The following is a 22,028-nucleotide window of genomic DNA, read 5'->3' as shown; positions in this document are numbered from 1 at the left end:
TATGAAGAAAATAGTCTTTACAGGTGGCGGTTCGGCAGGACATGTAACACCTAATTTAGCCATTATCCCATATTTACAGGAAGACAACTGGGATATCTCTTATATTGGTTCTCATCAAGGTATTGAGAAAACGATTATAGAAAAGGAAGGCATTCCCTACTATAGTATTTCGAGTGGAAAGCTACGTCGTTATTTTGATTTGAAAAATATAAAAGATCCTTTTCTTGTAATGAAGGGTGTTATGGATGCGTATGTAAGGATTCGAAAACTAAAACCAGATGTGATTTTTTCAAAAGGCGGTTTCGTATCTGTACCAGTCGTAATTGGAGGATGGCTAAATAGAGTACCAGTTTTATTACATGAATCTGATATGACACCAGGACTAGCAAATAAAATTGCGCTTCGTTTTGCTTCGAAAATATTTGTTACATTTGAAGAAGCAGCGAAACATTTACCGAAAGAAAAAGTAATATATACGGGATCTCCTGTACGTGAAGAAGTGCTGAAGGGAAATCGTGAAAAAGGTTTAGCGTTTTTAGGTTTTTCACGTAAAAAGCCAGTTATTACGATTATGGGAGGCAGCTTGGGCGCGAAAAAAATTAATGATACGGCTCGAGAAGCATTACCAGAACTTCTTAAAAAATATCAAATTGTTCACCTTTGCGGAAAAGGTAACCTTGATGAAAGTTTACAAAATAAAGAAGGATATAGACAATTTGAATATGTACATGGAGAACTGCCAGATATATTAGCGGTAACAGATTTTGTTATTTCACGCGCGGGCTCCAACGCAATTTTTGAATTTTTAACATTACAAAAGCCGATGGTTTTAATTCCATTATCGAAATTTGCAAGCCGTGGAGATCAAATATTAAATGCAGAGTCCTTTGAAAGGCAAGGGTATGCCTCCGTATTATATGAAGAAGATGTAACTGTAAAATCTCTTATAAAGTATGTCGAAGAATTGAATCAAAATAATGAGAAGTATAAAACAGCACTAAAAAAATATAATGGAAAAGAAGCAATTAAAACAATCATTCAAAATATTTCAGAGGCATGATGAAACAATCATGCCTCTTTTAGTAGGGTGAAAGATTCCAAGAATTGATATTTTTATGTTACAATAAAGTGAAACTTTAATCAGTTGGGTTCATCCCACATCTAACTTCTTTACTGTTACTAAATTTTGAGGAGGTAGTCTTACTGCCCTCAAATAGCGGGATAACAAATGGGTTAATAGGGAAATTCCAATTAATGAGGCGTGAAAATACGAATGGATTAGGAGTGACTGTGTTGGAGCTAAGTCTCTATGAAAATACTGCACTTATTATATGCTTTGTGTTGTACGTTGGTAGTGTTATTGTTTATATTTCAAGGAAATTTTCGCAAGAAAGAGAGCTTGAAAAGTCAGAGATAACAGCTGAACTAGAAATGTTAGCTGATGAAAGTTATAAAAAACAAAAAATAAAAGAAGACCATGAAGCATCCCATCATTTAAACGCAAATAAGTTTTAAAGATGGGGATTTTTTTTGAAGTTGTTCTTTATTATAGCTATAACAAATAACGCTAAAAAGGAGTTTCCCCATACACAATGAAGGAGTGTATATAAATGAATTTTTATATCGCCTCAGGTTTCCAAAATAAACATCTTGTACATTCTGTAGCAAATGAACTGAAACATGCAGGATGGCACCATACATATGATTGGACCAAAAACGAAAGAGCAGCGAATGAAGAACAATTAAGAGAAATTGGTCAGGCAGAACGAAATGCTGTAAAAGAAGCGGATGTATTTTTACTTATATTAGATGGTGGAAACGGGAGCCATACAGAGTTTGGAATGGCGATTGCACTAGAGAAAACGATATATGTATATCATGCAGGAAACCCGCTCCAAACAACGTTCTATCACTTGCCAGAAATAAATATTTTTGAAGGAGATGTAGCTGAGTTTGCATCTTTTGTTATGAATCATGTGAAATAATAGTAACTACCTAAAAGGTTATAAAAGTGATCTTTTGGGTACAGTGATGATAAGAAACGTATATAAAGGAGTACATAATATGAAATTAGAAAATGGATGGGAAACGAGCTTTTTAGAAGTCGTACAAAATAGTGAATTTAAGAAAGAGGCACTTCTTAGTCAATTGCTTTGTCAGGATAGTGAAGAAGTAGAAGAGCTTGTGGATGATTACGGCTACGAAGAACTTGTTGAACGTGAACATGATGATGAGTTAGCTGAAATCTTAGGAGAAGAACTTTTTAGTGAGATGGAACGCCAAGTATTCTTATCTTCAAATCCAGAAGAAAAACTTATTTCATTCGTCAATGGATTAGGTTTTCATGTGCTAGATTGGATCGTTCTTCTTGAAACAGAATTTGGCATTGATAGTGCAAACTTTACATCAGATGCTGTGAAGGTGTTAGAAAAGCGTTTCAGACAGTTTCCATACATAGAGGACAAGACAATTTTTGATATGACATTTGGAGAATCGATGGATGTATTAGAATCTGTTACAGGATTACAACTAAAGGAAAAGATGAACGTATAAGGAAAAAAGAACGTGATTGGATCACGTTCTTTTTTTACATAATAATAATTTTATCATCTAGTTTTGTCTGCCCGGTAAGAAGTGCGTTTAAATATTCCACTTTTCTTATACAAGCTTGTATATGTCTTTCAATCTCTTGTAACTCTGCTTGGTGATGCGTTTCAATTGGATGAATTTGTACGTTGAATTTTTCGAATTGACTACTATATGTTATTTCTGCATAGCCGCTCATAATATCGGTTTCGTTATGAAATAAAAATTGCTTCGTTTTGTCACAGAATGATACATCCTGAAAGCCATATACTTTTAATGCTTCAATTACTTTTTTAATCATTTTTGTATTCATTTTTTAACCCTCTTTACGAAGTTCTACTTATATATTATAACATAAAAAATTACATAGAAAGCGCTTCCAAGTGTATTTTATTATAAACTTTACGTTTCAATCACAAAAATGAAACAAAGAAAAAATAATTGTAAAGAAGGAAGGACTCTTTTATTGTTTCGTCATATATATAGAGAAATAGTGCAATGAAAGGAAATTTTCCGAGGTGGAGATCGTATTTCCAATTTGAGCGCAGTAAAAGAGGTGAGAATTTTGAACTTTGATATTGTAGGACAAAAAGCATATATAAAAGATGGACCGCATCGGAACCGAATTGGAATTGTAAAGAAAAACGAGACAAAATTAGCATCGCAGTTTGCTATTGTAATTGGAGAACAAATCATTGATGTAGAGCTAAAGGATATCGTGTTAGTTGGAGTAGACGTAGGACAATTTCATAAATGGTGCGAACAAAATGGTTATTTGTGAAAAGGACGGGCTGTGAGATAATGAAATATATTTGAGGAAAGAGGATATGTTATCATATTCTCTTTTTCTATGTTTCAGGAGGCGAAAATGAAATATAAAGAACAGGAGTTTACGTTGGAGTTAAAAGAGAACATTCAATGTATGGAGAAGGAAATAGAGCGAATATCACTTAAACTGCATAAAGAGTATGCGCATTTATACATAGAAAAACACATGGAATTAGATATGGGATTTGCAAGAGAAAAAGAGAATCCCTTTGAGGTGGGTTATTATTCATCAGTTGCCATAGCTATATTAGATGAAGAAAAAGAGATGATTGAATTTCACTATATTCCAATTTGGAAATGCGAAAGAATCTTTTTAGGAATGTCAATTCAATCAAACATTTTTGGGAGTAAGAAAGTAGGGGAACTTGTTGATGAATCTTGTTATGAGATTGAGGAGGAGTTAAAAGAGCAACTAGAAGAATACTTGGAGTAAGAATTCTCAAGATAAAATCTATAAAGAGGGAACGGAATAAAAAAGACGCTAACAATTGTATGTTAGCGTCTTTTTTTCATTATGAAGCAATTTCACCAGTTTTTGTATCATCTTGATTGTACGTATCTTGATCTAATTCACCAAGCCATTTACTTGAAATAAGACCTGCTGTCATAGAACCACTTACGTTAAGAGCTGTACGCCCCATATCGATTAATGGCTCAACCGAGATAACTAGAGCAACAATACCGATTGGTAAGTTCATTGTAGATAGTACGATTAAAGCTGCGAATGTTGCGCCGCCACCAACTCCGGCAACACCGAATGAGCTAATAGCAACAACAGCGATTAAAGTTAAAATAAATTGTGGTTGTAATGGATCAATTCCTACAGTTGGAGCGACCATCATTGCAAGCATTGCTGGATAAATACCTGCGCAACCGTTTTGTCCGATAGATACCCCAAATGAAGCTGCGAAGTTTGCAATTCCTTCGGAAATACCAAGCTTTTCTTTTTGAGCTTCAATATTTAATGGCATCGCACCAGCACTAGAGCGAGATGTGAATGCAAAAGTTAGTACAGGGAACACTTTTTTCAAATATTGAATTGGATTTAAACCAGACAATGCAATTAATAATAAGTGAATGATAAACATTACGATAAGTGCTACGTAAGAGGCTAACACGAAGTTACCAAGTTTTAAAATAGCATTTATATCGCTACCAGCAACTGTTTTTGCCATAAGAGCTAATACGCCGTATGGAGTAAGGCGTAAAATTAATGTTACCATACGCATTACGATTGCATATACAGCATCAAGCATTTTCTTAAATAGTTCTGCTTGTTCTGGATATTTTCGTTTTACACCTATAAAGGCAATGCCGATAAAGGCTGCAAATATTACGACAGAAATTGTTGATGTTGGACGAGCGCCTGTTAAATCAAGAAACGGATTTGTAGGCAATAGCTCTAATAATTTATCTGGAATTGTTGTCTTTTCAATAGAAGTAAATCTTTCTTCAACTAGTTTCAGACGAGCAGATTCTGCATCACCTTGTTGCAAGCCTGCTGCAGACACATCAAATCCTGCACTTGCAGCGATACCGACAGCTGCAGCGATTCCTGTAGTAAGAATTAAAATTCCGATAATAAGACCACTGATTTTACCAAGGTTTTTCGTTAACTGTAATTTTGTAAAGGCTGAAATAATAGATACTAAAATAAGTGGCATAACGATCATTTGAAGTAATTTCACATAACCGTTACCGATTAAGCCAAACCAAGTATTTGATTCAATAATTATTTTAGAAGTTGGTTCATAAATAAATTGTAATATAAGACCGAATATAATTCCGACTCCTAAAGCAGTAAATACACGTTTATTAAAAGATACATGCTTACGTTGCATATAATATAATACGCCAACTAAAATGAGCATGACTGCAACGTTAATTCCGACAAGCAGTGTATTCATGTTGATTCCCCCTAATTCCAATCTGTTATATAGAATATAAGGCAATAAAACCTATAAGTCAACTAGGAAATTCCGGAATTAAAAAAAGATGGCAAAATGCCATCTTTTAATGTCCAGCCCCAGGGACAAGTAAAAACGTCGTGTAGTATGTAAATCCTATGAAGAAAACAGTTAAATATGCCCCAAATACGTATATATACATACGCTCTGTTAATTTTAAATAGCTTAAAAGTACGAAGAAACCTGTTTGTCCTAAAAATAGTAGTGCGGTCTGTTGCATATCCCCTACGTAAAACATAACCGAGAAAATTCCAGTCCAAAAGCCGAGAACGCGAAACATGCGCTCCATGCCATCTCCCTCCTTTTCTAAAAAAAGTAAACCTCACCTCATTATAGTTTATTTTTCTTACTATTGTAAATATTCATTCATATAAAAAGAAGCCAATTATTATTGGCTTCTTTTTATATGAGAAATTAAATTGTTAGTTTATAATTACAAGATTTACATCCATCTAATAGACTATCATTTCGAGTTAATTCCATGTTAGGGAATAGGATTTCAAAAATTCCTTTCATCATATCTCCGTGCATGTTACAAATTTCAGTTGGATGATGAACAGCAACTTCTTTAAATGGACAATTGTGTACATCATAGAAAATTTTTGTTCCATCTGCACTTAATTCAAATGCAGGTGATAAGCCAGCTGTTGAGAAAGCTTCTTTTGCAATTTGAACTTTTTGTTCCACTGTTAAAGCATCTTCACTCACATTTAAACGTTGCATATGTTGTTGCATTAATTCAGCTCCGAATTGTTTTCCTGTTTCGTATAGCGCTTTCTCACCAGCAGCGCCAAGGCTAAGTAAAGAATTAAATGCGATTCTTGCTAACAATTGATAATCACGGAATGGAAATTGTAATTGGATAACATCTTCAGATAAGACATACAATCTGCTCGGTCGTCCGCCTTTTCCAGTTTTCTTCGTTTCCGATTTTAGCATATGAACATCTTCTAATTTAGATAAATGTAAACGCGCTACGTTTGGATGAATGTCAAACTCATCTGCAATTTCTTGTACCGTTACGTAACTATGTTTTTGCGAAATATATTTATAAATGTAATAACGAGTTGGGTCAGATAATACACCTGTAATTTTTAAAGCTTGTTCCATGAGGATCTCCACCTTTATCACTTTATCCAAGATAATAACATTATAATACAGATAAACATGAGTATAGGTAATTTCAGACAATAATTCGGAAATTGTTCATAATTTCACAAACATATTTTTCCTTTTTTCTCTATTGAAAATACAAAAGTCCAAATTTTTATTGCGAATGTTTTCATGCTATATACATAGTGAGGAGGGAAAAGTAATGAATGGGATTGAAATTTTTGCGAATACAATTTTAAAAGAAGCGTGTAGGGTACAAGCGTCAGATTTACATATTGTGCCCCGGCAGAAGGATGTAGCAGTGCAACTACGTATAGGAAAAGATTTAATGACGAGACAGTGTATTGAAAAGGAGTTTGGAGAAAAACTTGTCTCACATTTCAAATTTTTAGCATCTATGGACATAGGAGAGAAACGGAAGCCACAGAATGGTTCGTTGTATTTGCAAATTGATGGACAAGAAGTGTATTTACGCCTTTCGACACTTCCAACAGTATATCAAGAAAGTCTCGTTATTCGCCTTCATTTACAAGCATCTGTTCAGCCCTTATCACATCTTTCGTTATTTCCAAGTACGGCAGCAAAACTACTCTCGTTTTTACGCTATTCACAGGGGCTACTCGTATTTACTGGACCGACTGGATCTGGGAAGACGACGACAATGTATGCATTATTAGAAGTAATTAGAAAAAAGAAAACACGTCGCATCATTACACTTGAAGATCCGGTTGAAAAAAGAAGTGACGATGTATTACAAATTCAAATAAATGAAAAAGCGGGTCTCACATATGAAACAGGATTAAAGGCTATTTTACGTCATGATCCAGATATTATTTTAGTCGGTGAAATCCGGGATGAGGAAACAGCAAAAATAGCTATAAGGGCAAGTTTGACAGGACATTTAGTAATGACAACGCTGCATACGAATGATGCGAAAGGAGCAATCATTCGTTTCATGGATTATGGTATAACGAGGCAAGAGATTGAACAGTCTTTATTGGCTGTAGCTGCACAGCGACTTGTCGAATTGAAGTGTCCGTTTTGCAGAGGAAAGTGCTCAACTTTATGTAAATCAATGAGGCAAGTAAGGCAAGCAAGCATTTATGAGCTACTATATGGACATGAGTTAAAACAAGCACTTAAAGAAGCAGATGGAGAATGTGTTACTTACAAACATGAGACTTTAGAATCGTCAATACGAAAAGGATATGCTTTAGGTTTTTTAGAAGAAGATGTTTATGTTTAAGAAAACTTGGAGTTTAAGTGATCAAGTAGTATTGTTGAAACGTTTAGGAGAATTATTAGAAAAAGGCTACTCTCTTTTACAAGCATTAGAATTTTTACAGTTTCAATTACCTGTAGAAAAGAAAGTACAATTGCAGCGCATGATTGAGGGGTTAAAAGATGGGAAAAGTCTACACGATTCTTTTCATCAGTTAAAGTTTCATCAGGACATGTTAAGTTATCTATTTTATGCCGAGCAACATGGTGATATTTCTTTTGCTTTGCAACAAGGAAGTGCACTTCTTTATAAGAAAGATAAGTATAGGAAAGACATGATGAAAATAATGCAGTATCCTATGTTCTTGATGTTTTTTCTACTAATCATGCTTTTTATTTTTAACCTCATTTTATTACCTCAGGTTGAAATGGTTTATAGTTCGTTCGGTTCTAATACACCACTACTTACAGAACAAATTTTAAGTGCAATAAAACTGCTACCATACATTATTTTAACCGCTATTTTAACTGTTATTATTGGATGTAGTTTATACATGTTGTATTTTAGGAAACTTCCACATATTAGACAGGTAAAAATCATGCTTCGTATTCCTCTCATCAAAACATTTCTTATTTTAAAGCATTCACATTATTTTGCTACTCAGTTGAGTGGTTTATTAAATGGTGGACTATCAGTATGCGAAGCTTTAACAATAATGATGGAGCAAAGATATCATCCGTTCTTTCAATATGAAGCGAATCGGATTGAAAGACAATTAATTGGAGGAGAACAGTTACAATCTATCATTGCTAAAAGTGGGTATTACGAGAAAGAACTTTCTTATGTTATTACGCATGGACAAGCAAATGGCAATTTAGGGATTGAATTAGGTGACTATAGCGATCTTATTATGGAAAAGATGGAACGAAAAATTAAACATATGTTAGTTATCATTCAGCCTATTTTATTTACATGTATTGGAGGAATCGTTGTCCTTATGTATTTAGCGATGATTATGCCGATGTTTCAAATGATGAATTCTATTTAGGGGGCATTTGTATGCAGAATGAGGAAGGATTTACTCTGTTAGAGATGCTATTAGTAATGGTTGTCATAACTATATTATTACTATTAATTATTCCAAATGTAGTTACACAGCGTTCATCGGTCCAAGGAAAAGGGTGTGCAGCTTACGTGAAATCTATAGAAGCGCAAATACAAGTATATCAATTACAACATAATAAAATTCCATCGTTAAAAGAACTGGCAGATGAAAAGTATATTACAACTGATAAGTGTCCGAATGGCGAATCTATTCATATATCAGATGATGGCACAGTATCAATTAGGGCATTGTGAAACAACAAGGGTTTACTTTTTTAGAAATGTTACTCGTTTTATTTGTTATTTCTGTATTAAGTATAGTTACGTATTTTAGTGTTCATTCCTTATACGAGCGACAAAAAGTTGAACAATTTTTGAGACAGTTTTCAAATGATATTTTGTATATGCAGCAATTAGCGATAAACCATCAAAAGCACTACACATTACGTTGGCATAAAGATAGAAATATGTATGCTATAAAAGAGTCAGGTACAAAGTATTATATCGTCAAGCGAGAGTATGAAGAAGATATACAAATTGATTTGCATACGTTTCCAAATCCGATGACATATAACCCAAGTGGAAATATTAATAGAGGTGGTACGATTATAATTTCGTATAGAAATTATAAATATGAAATTGTATTTCAGCTTGGAAGAGGGAGATTTACGTATCGTGAAATGTCAAAAAGGATCCATAATGGCTGAAATGATTGTATCGTTAAGTGTTTTAATGATGGCTGTATCGTTACTACTACCGCAAACAGTATTAGTTATGCAAGAAAGAAAAAATATACAAATTCGTTATAAGGCAACTGGATTATTAAAAAAAGAAGCAGCTATATATATGTATGGAAATGAAGAAAAGCGAATAATAGAAAAGAATATAAATGGAATTGGGTATTACACATATTGGGGAGGCAATGAAGTTTGTACCATGTGGAAAGATGTGAAAGACAGAATGATGGAACAATGCTTTTATGTAGGAGAAAAAATAAATTAGAATTTGGTTTTTCATTAATAGAAATGATTGTATGTCTGTTTCTATTATCAATATTTTTTTTGCTCTTTCCCCGCCTACATTTCATTGAAATGGAAAATAAACAGTCGAAAGGGTTAAATGATTGGGAGTGGGATGTGTATTTAGGGCAAATGCAATTGGAGTTTCGTGAAGTATCATCTGGAGAACAGCTAGCATTTGAAAATGGAGAAAGTATTTTACAATTCCGATCGCGTAATGGGAGTGAAGTATCGTATGAAAAAGAGAATAGTCGTCTTATAAGAAAGGTAGATAGGCGCGGGAGGGAAGTTGTTTTACAAAATATTGGAACGGTTTCTTACAAACTAACACCTCATGTACTCATTATAAATGTGAAAGATACTAGTGGGAAAATATATGAAGGTGTAGTTATGCGATATAGCGAAATAGGAATAAACGTATGAGAAAGCAAAAGGGATTTACAATGCCTGGAACGATTATCTTTCTTATTTTATTAACTTCTTTTTTTATATACGAAACAAATATGTTGTTTACAGATAAAAATTTTTATATAGGAATAGAACAAAAATTTTTATTGGATGAATTACTTAACCGATCTATTACAGATATAAAAAAAGACTTACAGCAAAAAGAAAAAGAAGGTACATTTTTCTTTCAGTATGAAAAGGGAGAAGCGAGTGGAAATTATGTCTTTGAAAATGATTTAATTCTCGTTGCTTTGCAGTGTACACTCAAACAGGAAGCTTTCTATACGGTGAGTTTTCGGTATAGAAAAAAGGATGGGAAAATAGTCGATTGGATAGAAGGATAATATGTAAAATATATATATAAATAAACCAGGATTTCCTATTGTAAATTGAATTGATTTTTTAGAAGAAATGGACAAATATAATGATCAAAAGTTTAAATTTTCTCAAAAAAGAGAAAGGTAGAAAGAATATGATATATTCATGCTATCCAATCATTATTTTTAGGGAGAATAGGGAAATGACAAACAACAATCAAATAGGTGAAAATAAGGAACAAACTATTTTTGATCATAAAGGAAATACGATTATGACAGAAGATAGAGAAATACACATTATTTCAAAATTCGAAGAACCTCTTATTGTCGTATTAGCAAATGTACTAAGTGATGAAGAGTGTGATGAATTGATTGAAATGTCTAAAAATAAAATGGAGCGTTCTAAAATTGGTTCATCACGTGATGTAAATGATATTCGAACAAGTAGCGGTGCATTTTTGGAAGACAATGAACTTACTTCAAAGATTGAAAAACGAATTTCATCTATCATGAATGTTCCGGTGGCGCACGGAGAAGGATTGCACATTTTAAATTATGAAGTGGATCAACAATATAAAGCACACTATGATTATTTTGCGGAACATAGTAGATCAGCTGCTAACAATCGTATTAGTACGCTTGTAATGTATTTAAATGATGTAGAAGAAGGCGGAGAAACGTACTTCCCAAAATTAAATCTTTCTGTACACCCTAGAAAGGGAATGGCAGTATACTTTGAGTATTTTTATCAAGATCAATCATTAAACGAGCTTACGTTACACGGAGGGGCACCTGTAACGAAAGGCGAGAAATGGATTGCAACGCAGTGGGTGAGAAGAGGCACTTATAAGTAAAAGCGAGTGTTACGTTTTGTTCTTCATAGTATAAGAACAAAACGTTTTTTTATTAAACAAAGTAGCATCTTTCGTTATAATAACAATTAATAAATGACGATTGAGAGGACAAGAAATGAAATCTATATACATAACCGGCTACATGGGAGCTGGGAAAACAACAATTGGAAAAGCATTAAGTAAAGAACTTCATATGGATATTGTAGATACTGATCAAAAAATCGAAGAGAAGCAAGAGAAGGCAATTCGTGATATTTTTGCCGAAGAAGGTGAAATGGCTTTTCGCGAATATGAAAGTGAAATGTTACGTTCACTACCGAGTCGTAATGTAATCATTACAACTGGTGGCGGCATCATTGAACGAGAGGAAAACCGAAAGTGGATGAAGGAAAATGGCACCATCGTGTATTTATATTGTGATCCACATGTAATTGCAGAAAGGCTTCGTGAAGATACGACACGTCCACTATTTCAAAAGAAAGATATAGATGCATTCGTAAAGAAATTTGAATCACGCCGAGCTTATTATGAAGAGGCTCACATTCATATCGATACGACAAATAAGTCTGTAAGGCAAATTATGAATGAATTAAAGGAAAAGATTAATGTATAAAAAAGTGGACATACTAATCAAGTAGAGGTGATGATAATATGTCTACTAATGATTATGTTCGCTTTGTGACGCAGCAGTTTGTGTCGTATATGGATGCTCCAAAAGAAGATCGAAAACAAAAGAAAGAACAACGCCGTGCTGAAAAAGAGCCATTTATGAATAAGTGGTTTGGTGTTATGCCGCTGAGTGCTGCTTTGTTTTACCGAAATGTAAAAAGTAAAAGAAAAAAATCAAGTTAAATTTTAGTCATATGTTTAACAAACCCAAAATCCCCTAGTGTCGTATTACACTAGGGGGTTTTTATTTACTGCACGGATTCTTGTTCTTCCGTAACGGCATGTATTTTATTATTTACCCAAACAAATCCAATTCCGATACAAATGGAAATGCCCCATCCAACAGCGGTCATAATCGCTCTCATTTCACCATAGCCATCTACACCGAAAACAGAGATGAAATAAATTTTTAAGAAGCTTTTTAATATGAATTGTAGACCGAAAAATAGCGTTAAATATTGTAGTGCTGGATAAATACGACTATCACGATAAAGCTCACGACTTTTATCACGGTCATGGCCTTGCAGTGCGGCAATATCTGCTGCGAAATATAACATAAGTGGTTTCTTTATAAAAATTGTACATATGACGATAATACCGAGTACGATGTGATAATATGCATCATTCCACAACATTCGTTCAGCTGACCCAGATAATAAATCTACCGTTGTATTAGAAATGAGTGTAATTAAAATAAAGAACCCTGTCACGTTAAACTGTTTTTCTTTTTTAAAGGTATACAGTGTATAAATAATCCCCGGAACAGAGGAAAGTAACATCGCGTAATAAGGATCGATATAAGGTTTTGCAAATTTCCAAATGAGGAATGGGATTACGAGATAAAAGACAAGATCTAATATAGCTTTTTTATTTTGATTCATACAAAGCCTCCTTAAGTCATACATATATTTTATAATATAATTTCTGAAAATTGTATAAGGTTTAATGGGAAAAGAAAAAATATATCAATTTTCGAGGGGGGAGTAGATTGAAAAAAATTGCCCCTAGCGTAGTAAGTTTTTTTAGTATATAATAAAGGAAACGCTTTCATTTTTAATTTGTTCACAAAATGGACGGAAAATCACATATTTACTATCGATATGTTGCTTTATAATGAAACTAATTAAATATACATGCATACAATATTGTGAAATAAATAACATAAATAATCTATATAAATGTAAACGTTATCAAAAGAGAGAGGTGGAGACAATGAGTAAATTTTTCTTCAATCATAATCCAGCAACAGTAGAGGATGGAAGGCTTGTTAAATATGCTGAAATTATTTATGGAGAAGGTGGCCGTTCTGTATTAGAAAATTTAATGGTGAAGGCATCTATCAGATTGCGTGATCGTTATCCGAATAAATCTGACGAGCAGATCTCGAACCTAGTAAATAAAGGCATCCATGATATGTTTCAAAAATATGTGAGCGAGTAAGAGTGGCCAATGGCTGCTCTTATTTTTTTGTATAAGGATTGTAACTCTAGCTGAAAATAAACATGTATTCTGAAAAACGTAAAAAGGAGTGGGAAAGATGAGCAATGGAATTGGACGTTCGAAAGAAAATCTTCCAACTGATGCAAATCATGTGAGCGCGAAGGATCGTGCGTATCAAAAACGCATGGCAAAGCAAAAACAACAAGAGCGTAATGAGGATAGAGAATAACTCGAAATAAAGCTCCTTCTAAAGCAGAAGGAGCTTTATTTTGATAGAAAATGATTCGCGGTAACATAAAAGAGTCCACCGTTAATAATTTGCACTGTAATACGTGGTTCATACTGTTCTTGCAGAGCTTGTTTTTCAATTTCATAGCTCTCAGGAAGTTCGTCACTTTCTTCATAAAAACGGTTTAAAAGGTCTAAATCATGATTCCAACGCACTCTTGCTTCTTTTGCCCACGTATGGTCATCTTCTGCAATTATATTTTTTAAAGCGTCTTCTATGCGTTGTAAACCACTTTGAGGTTTAATGATGGGCGAGAGCGTAAAACAAAAATCAGGTATTTTTGGTGTAAGTTTAATGTTTGTTAATGTTTCATGAAAGTTTGCCATCATTGTTCCAGAAATGAGATGAATACCAATCGAGTGAAGGATGTCTTTTTTTCGATCACATTGATAGGAAACTTTTATATTAATACCGAGCCAAGGGTGGAGCGGTGTATGTGTTGCTCCATTATGTCTTACATCCTCATATAAACGTATGTATGAGCCTAATTCTTTTGTCGTTTGGAAAATTTGATGTAGACGTGGTGAACCGTAGTGAATAAGCTCACCATCATTTTCTTCATTTTCTGGATTTGTAATAAGAGTAAGGCGCATCGGATTCGGTACGCCTCCTGTTTTCTCAAGATAGTGCCAATAAAAAGGGCGATTCATTAATAATTTATCCATCTCAATTGTTAACTGTACATCTAATAAATGAGGAGAACGTTCTAAAATTTCACAGTTATTCGCCTCAAAGAAATTGTATAAGTAATTATGAATTTCATGTTGCTGCATAGCCTTGCACCTCAGCTTCATTTCGTTTCGCAAAGTCGATAATAGATGTTAAGTTTTCCATCTTAATTCTAATTTCACCTTCGCTTTTTGATTGCGCGAAAATTTCTTGAATGTGCGCGTCGATGTTTTTCATATTAATTCTCGTTAAAATTTCATCGAGTTCACCAATAACACGCTCGAATAAGTTGATTTTTTCATATAACAGTTTCAGAATATGTTCTTCAACAGTATGCTTTGTAGCTAAGTTATAAATATGAACATCATTTTTTTGACCGAGACGGTGAATACGTCCGATTCTTTGCTCAAGACGCATTGGATTCCATGGCAAATCATAATTGATCATATGGCTACAAAACTGTAAGTTAATCCCTTCACCACCAGCTTCAGTTGCAATTAATACTTGTGCGTGGTTTTGGAAAAGCTCCTTCATCCAATCTTTCTTCCCGCGTTTAAACCCGCCGCGGAATGGAACGGAAGAAATACCGTGTTGTTGTAAAAACCATTGTAAGTACATTTGTGACGCTCGATATTCTGTGAAGATAACGACTTTATCGTCAATTTCTTTTATAAGCTCAAGAGCTTTATTTGCTTTGGAGTTGAAAGGAATATGATTAATTTTGTCCATTAGCACATCGATATGTGGATCTTTTATATAATGTTCGTTTTCTTTCTGTTTTTTTTCTACATGCTTTTTCAATGAATAGTAAACAGCCTCACGACTACTACACGCTTCCCGTTTTAAAGTTAACGATGAGAAAGCAGATGTGAAGGCGTCTTGTCCTCGCCAATTTTCGATATCATTATATAGAGCTTGTTCTTGTTCATTAAACTCAACAAAAATTGTACGTACATGTCTCTTCGGCCAATCGATACCGGTATTATGTCGTCTATTTCGCACCATTACTTTATTAATGAGAGCTTTTAAGTCTTCATCTGATTCGGCTGAGCGATTTTTGGAAGCGTAATATTCTTCAAAGTTGGATTGATTGCCTAAATGTCCTGGTTTTAATAAAGAAACAAGGTTAAAAATTTCATCAATCTTATTTTGAACAGGAGTAGCGGTTAGTAATAAACAAAACTTCTTTTTTAATCGTTGTGCAAATTCATAGTTTTTTGTTTTATTATTTTTCAGTTTATGTGCTTCATCGATAATAATAAGGTCATATTCCAAGTTCAACACGATATCGCGATGTGGTGAACGTTTCGCAGTATCAATTGATGATACGATTACGTCAGCTTGTTCCCATGAGTAGCTTTTCTTTTGTGCTACAGCGGGAATGAAAAACTTTGTATTCAGTTCGTATGCCCATTGTGATACGAGAGAAGCTGGGACAAGTATAAGTACCTTTTTCACAAGCCCGCGGACCATGTATTCTTTCAAAATAAGTCCAGCTTCGATTGTTTTTCCAAGGCCTACTTCATCTGCTAGAATCGCTTTACCGTTCATTTGTTCAATCACATTTTGAGCGACTTCTAATTGATGCGGAAGCGGTGTGAAATGGGATAAATGTTTCGGTGCTTGTAGTCCATCAAAAGTAGGAACAAGTAACGATTTTTCTGTTTCATAAGCTAAGTGATATAAATCCCAGTTTGTCCAAGGACCATCTTCGTCAATTCTATTTAAAAAATTGTTTTGCCATGTCCGATCTACGGAAATATCGACATTCATTACAACTCTCCCACCTTTTATAAACTAAAGTAATTATTTTTTAATGTATGATGATTTTCCTTAAAAGAAGGCATAATTATCGTTATTAAAGGCTATATGATAGACAATAATAAAGTATTAAATCTCAAAAGCTGTATTTATTGTGTTTTAACATAAAAAATTCTAAATTATTTTTTATGCTAGAATATTGATGAAATATAGCGAATGATGTTAGGATAATGGTGTGAAATGTGTGGAATCTTTCGTATTTTATCCAAGAAAGTGATTTTTTATTTACGCTTTCATAAAAAAATATAATGAGATTCCGTATATCCTATCTTTTCAGAATGAAAATGTTTAGAAAAGGGAAGCAACTTTTATTGATTTGTCAAAGCATAAGGGGGAGAGAGCATGATTACATTACAACGTACACCGTTATTTGATGTATACGCGAAGTATGGTGGAAAAACAATCGACTTCGGTGGTTGGGAATTACCAGTTCAATTTTCAAGCATTAAAGAAGAACACGAAGCTGTACGTACAGCTGCAGGTTTGTTCGATGTGTCTCATATGGGAGAAGTTGAAGTAAAAGGTGTAGATAGTTTAGCATTTTTACAACGTGTTGTTACAAATGACGTATCTACCTTAAAGGTAGGGGGCGCACAATATACAGCTATGTGCTACGAAAATGGTGGTACAGTAGATGATTTATTAATCTACAAACGTGGTGAAGAAGACTATTTATTAGTAATCAATGCATCAAATATCGAGAAAGATTACGAATGGTTAGCAAGTCATGTAATTGGCGATGCGACAGTAGTCAATGTTTCTAGTGAAGTTGCACAGCTTGCAATTCAAGGACCAAAAGCAGAAGGCATTTTACAAAAAGTTGTGTCAGAAGATTTGAAAGAAATTAAGTTCTTTAAATTTAAAAACGATATTCTTGTAGATGGAATTCCAGCACTTGTATCTCGTACAGGTTACACAGGTGAAGATGGATTCGAAATTTACTGTAAGAGTGAAGATGCTGCAAAACTTTGGGAGAAACTTCTTGAAGTTGGAGCAGAAGAGGGCTTAAAAGCATGTGGTTTAGGTGCTCGTGATACACTTCGATTCGAAGCAACATTACCACTTTATGGACAAGAATTATCAAAAGATATTACACCGATTGAGGCTGGAATTGGCTTTGCGGTAAAAACAAATAAAGAAGCAGACTTCTTTGGAAAAGCAACGTTAAAAGAGCAAAAAGAAAACGGTGCGCCTCGTAAATTAGTCGGCATCGAAGTAATCGAACGTGGAATTCCTCGTACGCATTACCCTGTATTTATTGGTGAAGAAAAAATTGGGGAAGTAACGAGTGGTACACAATCTCCAACGTTAAAGAAAAGCATTGGTTTAGCACTAATTGATGTAAAATACGCAGCAGTTGATACAGAAGTAGAAATTGAAATTCGTAATAAACGCGTCAAAGCAGTAGTTGTTCCAACACCATTTTACAAACGTTCAAAGTAACGGGGAGAGGGGTAGATTTCATGTTGCATCGTTATCTTCCAATGACAGAAGAAGACAAAAAAGAAATGTTACAAACGATCGGCGTTCAAACGATCGATGAATTATTCTCTGATATTCCAGAGAGTGTTCGTTTTAAAGGGGATTTAAAAATTAAAGAAGCAAAATCAGAGCCAGAGCTTTTAAAAGAGCTATCTCAAATGGCTAGTAAAAATGCTAACTTAAAAGAATACGCTTCTTTCTTAGGAGCAGGCGTATACGATCATTATGCTCCAGTAATTGTAGATCATGTTATTTCTCGCTCAGAATTTTATACAGCTTACACACCATACCAACCGGAAATTTCACAAGGGGAATTACAAGCAATCTTTGAATTCCAAACAATGATTTGTGAATTAACAGGAATGGATGTAGCAAACTCTTCTATGTATGACGGGGGGACAGCTTTAGCTGAAGCGGCAATGTTAGCAGCTGGCCATACTCGCAAAAAGAAAATTCTTGTATCTAGCGCGGTTCATCCAGAATCAAGAGCAGTACTTGAAACGTATGCAAAAGGTCAAAATCTTGAAGTTGTTGAAATTAATCATAAAGATGGTGTAACAGATTTAGACGTATTACAAAGTGAAGTAGATGATACAGTTGCTTGTGTAATCGTTCAATATCCAAACTTCTTCGGACAAGTTGAAAAATTAGCTGATATTGAAAAAATTGTTCATCAACAAAAATCATTATTTATCGTTTCTTCAAATCCATTATCATTAGGCGCATTAACACCACCAGGGAAATTTGGTGCTGATATTGTAATCGGTGATGCACAACCATTCGGTATTCCAACGCAGTTTGGTGGACCGCACTGTGGTTACTTTGCAACAACGAAAGCATTTATGCGTAAAATTCCAGGACGTCTTGTTGGACAAACTGTAGATTCAGATGGTAAACGTGGATTTGTATTAACGTTACAAGCACGTGAACAGCATATTCGTCGTGATAAAGCGACATCTAACATTTGTTCAAACCAAGCGTTAAATGCACTAGCAGCTTCTGTTGCAATGACGGCACTTGGCAAACAAGGTGTGAAAGAAATGGCACGTCAAAACATTTCTAAAGCACAATATGCAAAACGTCAATTTGAAGCGAAAGGCTTCACAGTAACATTTGCTGGACCATTCTTCAATGAGTTTGTTGTAGATTGCAAACGTCCAGTGAAAGAAGTAAACGATGCATTATTACAAAAGAATATTATCGGTGGTTACGATCTAGGCCGTGATTATAAAGAGCATGAAAACCATATGCTTGTAGCAGTAACTGAGCTTCGTACAAAAGAGGAAATTGACACACTTGTAAACGAAATGGGGGCTATCCAATGAAGAACCAAGACCAAGCACTTATCTTTGAAGTGAGTAAAGAAGGACGCATAGGATATAGCTTACCCAAATTAGATGTAGAAGAAGTGAAACTAGAAGATGTGTTTGAGAGCGATTATATTCGAGTAGAAGATGCAGAGCTACCAGAAGTATCTGAACTTGATATTATGCGCCACTATACAGCACTTTCAAACCGTAACCACGGTGTGGATTCTGGATTCTATCCACTTGGATCTTGTACGATGAAATATAATCCGAAAATTAATGAGAGTGTAGCTCGTTTCGCAGGATTTGCAAATATTCATCCGTTGCAAGATGAAAAGACAGTACAAGGTGCAATGGAATTAATGTACGACTTACAAGAGCATTTAATTGAAATTACAGGTATGGATACTGTTACTTTACAACCAGCAGCTGGTGCACACGGAGAATGGACAGGTTTAATGTTAATTCGTGCATACCATGAAGCGAATGGTGACTTTAACCGTACGAAAGTAATTGTGCCTGACTCTGCTCACGGAACGAACCCAGCATCTGCAACTGTAGCTGGTTTTGAAACAATTACAGTAAAATCAAATGAAAATGGCCTTGTTGACTTAGAAGACTTAAAACGTGTTGTAAACGAAGAAACAGCAGCACTTATGTTAACAAATCCTAATACATTAGGTCTATTCGAAGAAAATATTTTAGAAATGGCAGAAATCGTCCATAATGCAGGCGGTAAATTATACTATGATGGTGCAAACTTAAATGCGGTATTAAGCCAAGCACGCCCAGGAGATATGGGATTTGACGTTGTGCATTTAAACCTTCATAAAACATTTACAGGTCCTCACGGCGGTGGTGGCCCAGGTTCTGGTCCAGTAGGTGTAAAAGCTGATTTAATTCCGTACTTACCAAAACCGATTTTAGAGAAAACGGAAAATGGTTATCACTTCAACTACGACCGTCCAGAAGCAATTGGTCGTGTGAAACCATTCTATGGTAACTTCGGAATTAACGTTCGTGCATACACGTATATTCGCTCTATGGGTCCAGATGGCTTGCGTGCAGTAACGGAGTATGCTGTATTAAATGCGAACTATATGATGAGAAGATTAGCGCCATTCTACGATCTTCCATTCGATAGACATTGTAAGCATGAATTTGTATTATCAGGTCGTCGTCAAAAGAAACTTGGTGTACGTACATTAGATATTGCAAAACGTCTGCTTGATTTCGGTTACCATCCACCAACAATTTACTTCCCATTAAATGTGGAAGAATGTATTATGATTGAGCCGACAGAAACAGAATCAAAAGAAACATTAGATGGTTTCATTGATAAGATGATTCAAATCGCTAAAGAAGTAGAAGAAAATCCAGAAGTTGTACAAGAAGCACCGCATACGACAGTCATTAAACGTTTAGACGAAACGATGGCTGCACGTAAACCAGTTTTACGTTATGCGAAGCCAGCTCCTGTACAAGTTTGATTAAAATAACAAAAGAAGAACTCGCTGAGGCGGGTTCTTTTTTTGTATGGATAATTTGTCCCGCATTAACGGACAGTAAACTCTCAACTCAAAACTTAGCTGGTGCAAAGAAGCCAGGTGGGAGATAAACTGTCCGTAAATGCCCGATTGGTTCAACTAATAATCAGTGGGAATGAACAAAAATCCCCACTGATTAAAGTTTCACTTTATGCAGAAATAGTGAAGAAAATGTTAAAAAAATATGTTTTTTGTTTCCTAATGGTGTAAAGGTGTAGTTTTATAGGTAGTTTTGTTGAAAAAGTCGGTTTGATAAAAGTATTTATTTTTGTTAGAATTTTATTGAAATTAAGAAGATGTGATGAGGCAAAGATTACTCATTTTTATGTATATGTGAAAAAACGAACAAGACGGGGGTGAAATTTTGGGATATCGATGTTATAGAATGGTATACCATTTAGAAAATGGAGAAACAATTAAAGATGTAAAAGAATTTTGCTATCGAGACCAAGGAAAAGTGTTAGAAAGAGTAGCAAATCGTGTAATGGATAATAGAGAAGTGACGGCGATTGATAAACAAGGAACAATCATTTCAATAGCATGTGAGGACATTGTAAAGGTGGAACTTGATTACATAACAGAAAGTTAACCTTGAGTCATATCGAATTATTCGATAAAATAAACTGTTGAATGGTGAAGTGAGAAGAGAGGAGTTTATCATGGGTAGTACAAGACACTTTTATATGTTTATCTTAGCGTTTGTTCTTGTTGTGGCATTAACGATTTACTTAATCGTTGACAGCAGCTGGTACAACACAGTTCATCCGGCATTCCTTCTGTTTATGTATATAGGAATTGCAGTAGTAAGTTTCGGAATGAGAGACGAGATGTTAGATCGCTTTGAAAAGTGATACATATACGAAAGACCAACAGGAAAATGTTGGTCTTTTTTTCTTGCCAAAAATAGGATGATGTGTATATAGTGTATATATAAGGTATACACAGTATATACACACACTGGAGGAAAACATGAATATTATTATTTCGAATTCTTCCCAAGACCCTATTTATGTGCAAATAAGAAAACAATTAAGCCAGCTTATTTTAAATGGCGGTTTAAAGGGTGGAGATCAATTACCGTCTATTCGTAGCTTAGCGAAGGAATTACAAATTAGTGTCATTACAACGAAGCGTGCATACGAGGAGCTTGAAAAAGAAGGATATATAGAAACTGTTGCTGGGAAGGGGACTTATGTTTCACGTAAAAATAATGAACTATTAAAAGAACAAAGGCTTCGCCTATTGGAAAGTAAAGCGGAAGAGATTGTGAATGAAAGTAAAGCGTTGCAGCTTTCACTTGAAGAATTACAGCAGATGATTGCGTTTTTATATAAGGGGGAATGAGAG

32 protein-coding genes are annotated in these 22,028 nt (G+C 34.6%); 24 read left to right on the top strand and 8 right to left on the bottom strand.

The genetic code is table 11. The features are described from left to right. The first annotated feature begins 1 nt into the window (after position 1). The 4 genes from murG to BHV55_RS21315 all read left to right on the top strand — a co-directional run bounded on the left by murG (position 2) and on the right by BHV55_RS21315 (position 2,553). Positions 2-1,060: an undecaprenyldiphospho-muramoylpentapeptide beta-N-acetylglucosaminyltransferase gene (gene murG, locus BHV55_RS21330; RefSeq protein ID WP_000724777.1), complete on the top strand. Its 1,059-nt coding sequence runs from the start codon at positions 2-4 to the stop codon at positions 1,058-1,060. Positions 1,061-1,254: 194 nt separating this feature from the next. Beyond that, a complete protein-coding gene (locus tag BHV55_RS21325) occupies positions 1,255-1,515 on the top strand; it encodes a DUF3966 domain-containing protein (protein ID WP_001250699.1) in 261 nt (86 codons plus the stop codon). A 95-nt stretch (positions 1,516-1,610) separates the two neighbouring features. Continuing rightward, positions 1,611-1,985 (top strand): nucleoside 2-deoxyribosyltransferase, encoded by a 375-nt coding sequence (locus tag BHV55_RS21320; RefSeq protein ID WP_001012333.1) that lies wholly within the window; start codon positions 1,611-1,613, stop codon positions 1,983-1,985. A gap of 79 nt (positions 1,986-2,064) precedes the next feature. Beyond that, complete coding sequence (locus tag BHV55_RS21315) at positions 2,065-2,553, top strand: hypothetical protein (protein WP_000764267.1); 489 nt, start codon at positions 2,065-2,067, stop codon at positions 2,551-2,553. A 34-nt stretch (positions 2,554-2,587) separates the two neighbouring features. Here BHV55_RS21315 and BHV55_RS21310 read toward each other — a convergent pair whose 3' ends face one another. After that, a complete protein-coding gene (locus tag BHV55_RS21310; RefSeq protein WP_001093237.1) occupies positions 2,588-2,899 on the bottom strand; it encodes a hypothetical protein in 312 nt (103 codons plus the stop codon). 252 nt (positions 2,900-3,151) lie between these two features. Between BHV55_RS21310 and BHV55_RS21305 the strand changes: the two genes are divergently transcribed. Together BHV55_RS21305 and BHV55_RS21300 are read left to right on the top strand one after the other, a co-directional pair. Next, positions 3,152-3,367, top strand: coding sequence for a DUF3912 family protein (locus BHV55_RS21305; RefSeq protein WP_001008326.1), 216 nt, complete (start codon positions 3,152-3,154; stop codon positions 3,365-3,367). A gap of 87 nt (positions 3,368-3,454) precedes the next feature. Beyond that, positions 3,455-3,847: a hypothetical protein gene (locus tag BHV55_RS21300; protein ID WP_000875390.1), complete on the top strand. Its 393-nt coding sequence runs from the start codon at positions 3,455-3,457 to the stop codon at positions 3,845-3,847. Between the two features lie 79 nt (positions 3,848-3,926). Here BHV55_RS21300 and BHV55_RS21295 read toward each other — a convergent pair whose 3' ends face one another. The 3 genes from BHV55_RS21295 to BHV55_RS21285 all read right to left on the bottom strand — a co-directional run bounded on the left by BHV55_RS21295 (position 3,927) and on the right by BHV55_RS21285 (position 6,491). Continuing rightward, complete coding sequence (locus tag BHV55_RS21295) at positions 3,927-5,321, bottom strand: L-cystine transporter (RefSeq protein ID WP_001094331.1); 1,395 nt, start codon at positions 5,319-5,321, stop codon at positions 3,927-3,929. Positions 5,322-5,427: 106 nt separating this feature from the next. Further along, on the bottom strand, positions 5,428-5,670 hold the full coding sequence (locus BHV55_RS21290; RefSeq protein WP_000440721.1) for a DUF2626 domain-containing protein: 243 nt from the start codon (positions 5,668-5,670) through the stop codon (positions 5,428-5,430). A gap of 125 nt (positions 5,671-5,795) precedes the next feature. After that, complete coding sequence (locus BHV55_RS21285) at positions 5,796-6,491, bottom strand: helix-turn-helix transcriptional regulator (RefSeq protein ID WP_000434125.1); 696 nt, start codon at positions 6,489-6,491, stop codon at positions 5,796-5,798. Positions 6,492-6,696: 205 nt separating this feature from the next. Between BHV55_RS21285 and comGA the strand changes: the two genes are divergently transcribed. From comGA to BHV55_RS21235, 10 genes are all read left to right on the top strand, one after another. Beyond that, entirely contained in the window at positions 6,697-7,740 is a 1,044-nt protein-coding gene (comGA, locus tag BHV55_RS21280; RefSeq protein ID WP_001013180.1) for a competence type IV pilus ATPase ComGA, read from the top strand. Then, the gene (gene comGB, locus BHV55_RS21275) at positions 7,733-8,764 is read left to right on the top strand and encodes a competence type IV pilus assembly protein ComGB (protein ID WP_000475184.1); all 1,032 of its coding nucleotides are present in this window, start codon (positions 7,733-7,735) and stop codon (positions 8,762-8,764) included. Before comGA ends, comGB begins: the two co-directional genes overlap by 8 nt. An 11-nt stretch (positions 8,765-8,775) precedes the next feature. After that, positions 8,776-9,075, top strand: coding sequence for a competence type IV pilus major pilin ComGC (comGC, locus tag BHV55_RS21270; RefSeq protein WP_001178686.1), 300 nt, complete (start codon positions 8,776-8,778; stop codon positions 9,073-9,075). Next, a complete protein-coding gene (gene comGD / locus BHV55_RS21265) occupies positions 9,072-9,527 on the top strand; it encodes a competence type IV pilus minor pilin ComGD (protein ID WP_000813142.1) in 456 nt (151 codons plus the stop codon). Before comGC ends, comGD begins: the two co-directional genes overlap by 4 nt. Then, the gene (locus BHV55_RS21260) at positions 9,520-9,822 is read left to right on the top strand and encodes a hypothetical protein (RefSeq protein ID WP_000829471.1); all 303 of its coding nucleotides are present in this window, start codon (positions 9,520-9,522) and stop codon (positions 9,820-9,822) included. The genes comGD and BHV55_RS21260 overlap by 8 nt, the downstream gene beginning before the upstream one ends. Then, positions 9,792-10,262 (top strand): competence type IV pilus minor pilin ComGF, encoded by a 471-nt coding sequence (gene comGF / locus BHV55_RS21255; protein WP_000923098.1) that lies wholly within the window; start codon positions 9,792-9,794, stop codon positions 10,260-10,262. The genes BHV55_RS21260 and comGF overlap by 31 nt, the downstream gene beginning before the upstream one ends. Then, positions 10,259-10,630, top strand: a complete 372-nt coding sequence (gene comGG, locus BHV55_RS21250; RefSeq protein ID WP_001231273.1) for a competence type IV pilus minor pilin ComGG — start codon at positions 10,259-10,261, stop codon at positions 10,628-10,630. The genes comGF and comGG overlap by 4 nt, the downstream gene beginning before the upstream one ends. Before the next feature lie 176 nt (positions 10,631-10,806). Beyond that, entirely contained in the window at positions 10,807-11,457 is a 651-nt protein-coding gene (locus BHV55_RS21245; RefSeq protein ID WP_000183860.1) for a 2OG-Fe(II) oxygenase, read from the top strand. Between the two features lie 115 nt (positions 11,458-11,572). Continuing rightward, positions 11,573-12,070: a shikimate kinase gene (locus BHV55_RS21240; protein WP_070756950.1), complete on the top strand. Its 498-nt coding sequence runs from the start codon at positions 11,573-11,575 to the stop codon at positions 12,068-12,070. Positions 12,071-12,108: 38 nt separating this feature from the next. Next, positions 12,109-12,309 carry a YqzE family protein gene (locus BHV55_RS21235; RefSeq protein WP_000106083.1) on the top strand — a complete coding sequence of 67 codons (201 nt, stop codon included), beginning with the start codon at positions 12,109-12,111 and terminating at the stop codon, positions 12,307-12,309. A 65-nt stretch (positions 12,310-12,374) separates the two neighbouring features. On the opposite strand, the gene BHV55_RS21230 is transcribed toward BHV55_RS21235, so the two are convergent. Both BHV55_RS21230 and BHV55_RS21225 read right to left on the bottom strand, forming a co-directional pair. Further along, complete coding sequence (locus BHV55_RS21230; RefSeq protein WP_001073111.1) at positions 12,375-13,007, bottom strand: VC0807 family protein; 633 nt, start codon at positions 13,005-13,007, stop codon at positions 12,375-12,377. 141 nt (positions 13,008-13,148) lie between these two features. Beyond that, entirely contained in the window at positions 13,149-13,265 is a 117-nt protein-coding gene (locus tag BHV55_RS21225; RefSeq protein WP_001987222.1) for a hypothetical protein, read from the bottom strand. A 73-nt stretch (positions 13,266-13,338) separates the two neighbouring features. Between BHV55_RS21225 and BHV55_RS21220 the strand changes: the two genes are divergently transcribed. Continuing rightward, the gene (locus BHV55_RS21220; protein ID WP_000032702.1) at positions 13,339-13,566 is read left to right on the top strand and encodes a hypothetical protein; all 228 of its coding nucleotides are present in this window, start codon (positions 13,339-13,341) and stop codon (positions 13,564-13,566) included. A gap of 97 nt (positions 13,567-13,663) precedes the next feature. Next, entirely contained in the window at positions 13,664-13,795 is a 132-nt protein-coding gene (locus BHV55_RS27695) for a hypothetical protein (protein ID WP_000064668.1), read from the top strand. A gap of 35 nt (positions 13,796-13,830) precedes the next feature. Here BHV55_RS27695 and BHV55_RS21215 read toward each other — a convergent pair whose 3' ends face one another. Both BHV55_RS21215 and BHV55_RS21210 read right to left on the bottom strand, forming a co-directional pair. After that, positions 13,831-14,628 carry a YqhG family protein gene (locus BHV55_RS21215; protein ID WP_001183964.1) on the bottom strand — a complete coding sequence of 266 codons (798 nt, stop codon included), beginning with the start codon at positions 14,626-14,628 and terminating at the stop codon, positions 13,831-13,833. Beyond that, entirely contained in the window at positions 14,615-16,297 is a 1,683-nt protein-coding gene (locus tag BHV55_RS21210; protein ID WP_001100036.1) for a DEAD/DEAH box helicase, read from the bottom strand. The genes BHV55_RS21215 and BHV55_RS21210 overlap by 14 nt, the downstream gene beginning before the upstream one ends. A gap of 390 nt (positions 16,298-16,687) precedes the next feature. On the opposite strand from BHV55_RS21210, the gene gcvT reads away from it, so the two are divergent. From gcvT to BHV55_RS21180, 6 genes are all read left to right on the top strand, one after another. Next, positions 16,688-17,788, top strand: a complete 1,101-nt coding sequence (gene gcvT, locus BHV55_RS21205; protein WP_000631769.1) for a glycine cleavage system aminomethyltransferase GcvT — start codon at positions 16,688-16,690, stop codon at positions 17,786-17,788. Between the two features lie 20 nt (positions 17,789-17,808). Beyond that, on the top strand, positions 17,809-19,152 hold the full coding sequence (gcvPA, locus tag BHV55_RS21200) for an aminomethyl-transferring glycine dehydrogenase subunit 1 (protein WP_000903240.1): 1,344 nt from the start codon (positions 17,809-17,811) through the stop codon (positions 19,150-19,152). After that, positions 19,149-20,624: an aminomethyl-transferring glycine dehydrogenase subunit 2 gene (gene gcvPB / locus BHV55_RS21195; protein WP_000795702.1), complete on the top strand. Its 1,476-nt coding sequence runs from the start codon at positions 19,149-19,151 to the stop codon at positions 20,622-20,624. Before gcvPA ends, gcvPB begins: the two co-directional genes overlap by 4 nt. Positions 20,625-21,066: 442 nt before the next feature. Then, entirely contained in the window at positions 21,067-21,270 is a 204-nt protein-coding gene (locus BHV55_RS21190; RefSeq protein ID WP_000262496.1) for a DUF3929 family protein, read from the top strand. Positions 21,271-21,340: 70 nt separating this feature from the next. Further along, positions 21,341-21,532: a hypothetical protein gene (locus BHV55_RS21185; protein ID WP_000535933.1), complete on the top strand. Its 192-nt coding sequence runs from the start codon at positions 21,341-21,343 to the stop codon at positions 21,530-21,532. A 118-nt stretch (positions 21,533-21,650) separates the two neighbouring features. Further along, positions 21,651-22,025: a GntR family transcriptional regulator gene (locus BHV55_RS21180; RefSeq protein ID WP_001021353.1), complete on the top strand. Its 375-nt coding sequence runs from the start codon at positions 21,651-21,653 to the stop codon at positions 22,023-22,025. The last annotated feature ends 3 nt before the right edge of the window (positions 22,026-22,028 follow it).

It is taken from the genome of Bacillus sp. RZ2MS9 (genome assembly GCF_001816185.2).
In the GTDB taxonomy this organism is placed as follows: Bacteria; Bacillota; Bacilli; order Bacillales; family Bacillaceae_G; genus Bacillus_A; species Bacillus_A cereus.
Note: the sequence above shows the minus strand (reverse complement) of the source record. Positions and strands in the feature narration are given on the sequence as shown.

Bases quoted from the DNA above. Each gene is read 5' to 3' on its own strand.
- BHV55_RS21295 (WP_001094331.1), bottom strand. From the start codon at position 5,321: ATGAATACACTGCTTGTCGGAATTAACGTTGCAGTCATGCTCATTTTA.
- comGF (WP_000923098.1), top strand. From the start codon at position 9,792: ATGCTTTTATGTAGGAGAAAAAATAAATTAGAATTTGGTTTTTCATTA.
- comGA (WP_001013180.1), top strand. From the start codon at position 6,697: ATGAATGGGATTGAAATTTTTGCGAATACAATTTTAAAAGAAGCGTGT.
- BHV55_RS21260 (WP_000829471.1), top strand. From the start codon at position 9,520: ATGGCTGAAATGATTGTATCGTTAAGTGTTTTAATGATGGCTGTATCG.
- BHV55_RS21325 (WP_001250699.1), top strand. From the start codon at position 1,255: ATGAGGCGTGAAAATACGAATGGATTAGGAGTGACTGTGTTGGAGCTA.
- BHV55_RS21220 (WP_000032702.1), top strand. From the start codon at position 13,339: ATGAGTAAATTTTTCTTCAATCATAATCCAGCAACAGTAGAGGATGGA.
- comGB (WP_000475184.1), top strand. From the start codon at position 7,733: ATGTTTAAGAAAACTTGGAGTTTAAGTGATCAAGTAGTATTGTTGAAA.
- BHV55_RS21180 (WP_001021353.1), top strand. From the start codon at position 21,651: ATGAATATTATTATTTCGAATTCTTCCCAAGACCCTATTTATGTGCAA.
- BHV55_RS21245 (WP_000183860.1), top strand. From the start codon at position 10,807: ATGACAAACAACAATCAAATAGGTGAAAATAAGGAACAAACTATTTTT.
- murG (WP_000724777.1), top strand. From the start codon at position 2: ATGAAGAAAATAGTCTTTACAGGTGGCGGTTCGGCAGGACATGTAACA.
- BHV55_RS21230 (WP_001073111.1), bottom strand. From the start codon at position 13,007: ATGAATCAAAATAAAAAAGCTATATTAGATCTTGTCTTTTATCTCGTA.
- comGG (WP_001231273.1), top strand. From the start codon at position 10,259: ATGAGAAAGCAAAAGGGATTTACAATGCCTGGAACGATTATCTTTCTT.
- BHV55_RS21315 (WP_000764267.1), top strand. From the start codon at position 2,065: ATGAAATTAGAAAATGGATGGGAAACGAGCTTTTTAGAAGTCGTACAA.
- gcvT (WP_000631769.1), top strand. From the start codon at position 16,688: ATGATTACATTACAACGTACACCGTTATTTGATGTATACGCGAAGTAT.
- BHV55_RS21225 (WP_001987222.1), bottom strand. From the start codon at position 13,265: ATGCATGTATATTTAATTAGTTTCATTATAAAGCAACATATCGATAGT.
- BHV55_RS21290 (WP_000440721.1), bottom strand. From the start codon at position 5,670: ATGGAGCGCATGTTTCGCGTTCTCGGCTTTTGGACTGGAATTTTCTCG.
- BHV55_RS21235 (WP_000106083.1), top strand. From the start codon at position 12,109: ATGTCTACTAATGATTATGTTCGCTTTGTGACGCAGCAGTTTGTGTCG.
- BHV55_RS21190 (WP_000262496.1), top strand. From the start codon at position 21,067: ATGGTATACCATTTAGAAAATGGAGAAACAATTAAAGATGTAAAAGAA.
- BHV55_RS21320 (WP_001012333.1), top strand. From the start codon at position 1,611: ATGAATTTTTATATCGCCTCAGGTTTCCAAAATAAACATCTTGTACAT.
- BHV55_RS21215 (WP_001183964.1), bottom strand. From the start codon at position 14,628: ATGCAGCAACATGAAATTCATAATTACTTATACAATTTCTTTGAGGCG.
- BHV55_RS27695 (WP_000064668.1), top strand. From the start codon at position 13,664: ATGAGCAATGGAATTGGACGTTCGAAAGAAAATCTTCCAACTGATGCA.
- BHV55_RS21285 (WP_000434125.1), bottom strand. From the start codon at position 6,491: ATGGAACAAGCTTTAAAAATTACAGGTGTATTATCTGACCCAACTCGT.
- gcvPA (WP_000903240.1), top strand. From the start codon at position 17,809: ATGTTGCATCGTTATCTTCCAATGACAGAAGAAGACAAAAAAGAAATG.
- BHV55_RS21240 (WP_070756950.1), top strand. From the start codon at position 11,573: ATGAAATCTATATACATAACCGGCTACATGGGAGCTGGGAAAACAACA.
- BHV55_RS21185 (WP_000535933.1), top strand. From the start codon at position 21,341: ATGGGTAGTACAAGACACTTTTATATGTTTATCTTAGCGTTTGTTCTT.
- gcvPB (WP_000795702.1), top strand. From the start codon at position 19,149: ATGAAGAACCAAGACCAAGCACTTATCTTTGAAGTGAGTAAAGAAGGA.
- BHV55_RS21310 (WP_001093237.1), bottom strand. From the start codon at position 2,899: ATGAATACAAAAATGATTAAAAAAGTAATTGAAGCATTAAAAGTATAT.
- BHV55_RS21300 (WP_000875390.1), top strand. From the start codon at position 3,455: ATGAAATATAAAGAACAGGAGTTTACGTTGGAGTTAAAAGAGAACATT.
- BHV55_RS21210 (WP_001100036.1), bottom strand. From the start codon at position 16,297: ATGAATGTCGATATTTCCGTAGATCGGACATGGCAAAACAATTTTTTA.
- comGC (WP_001178686.1), top strand. From the start codon at position 8,776: ATGCAGAATGAGGAAGGATTTACTCTGTTAGAGATGCTATTAGTAATG.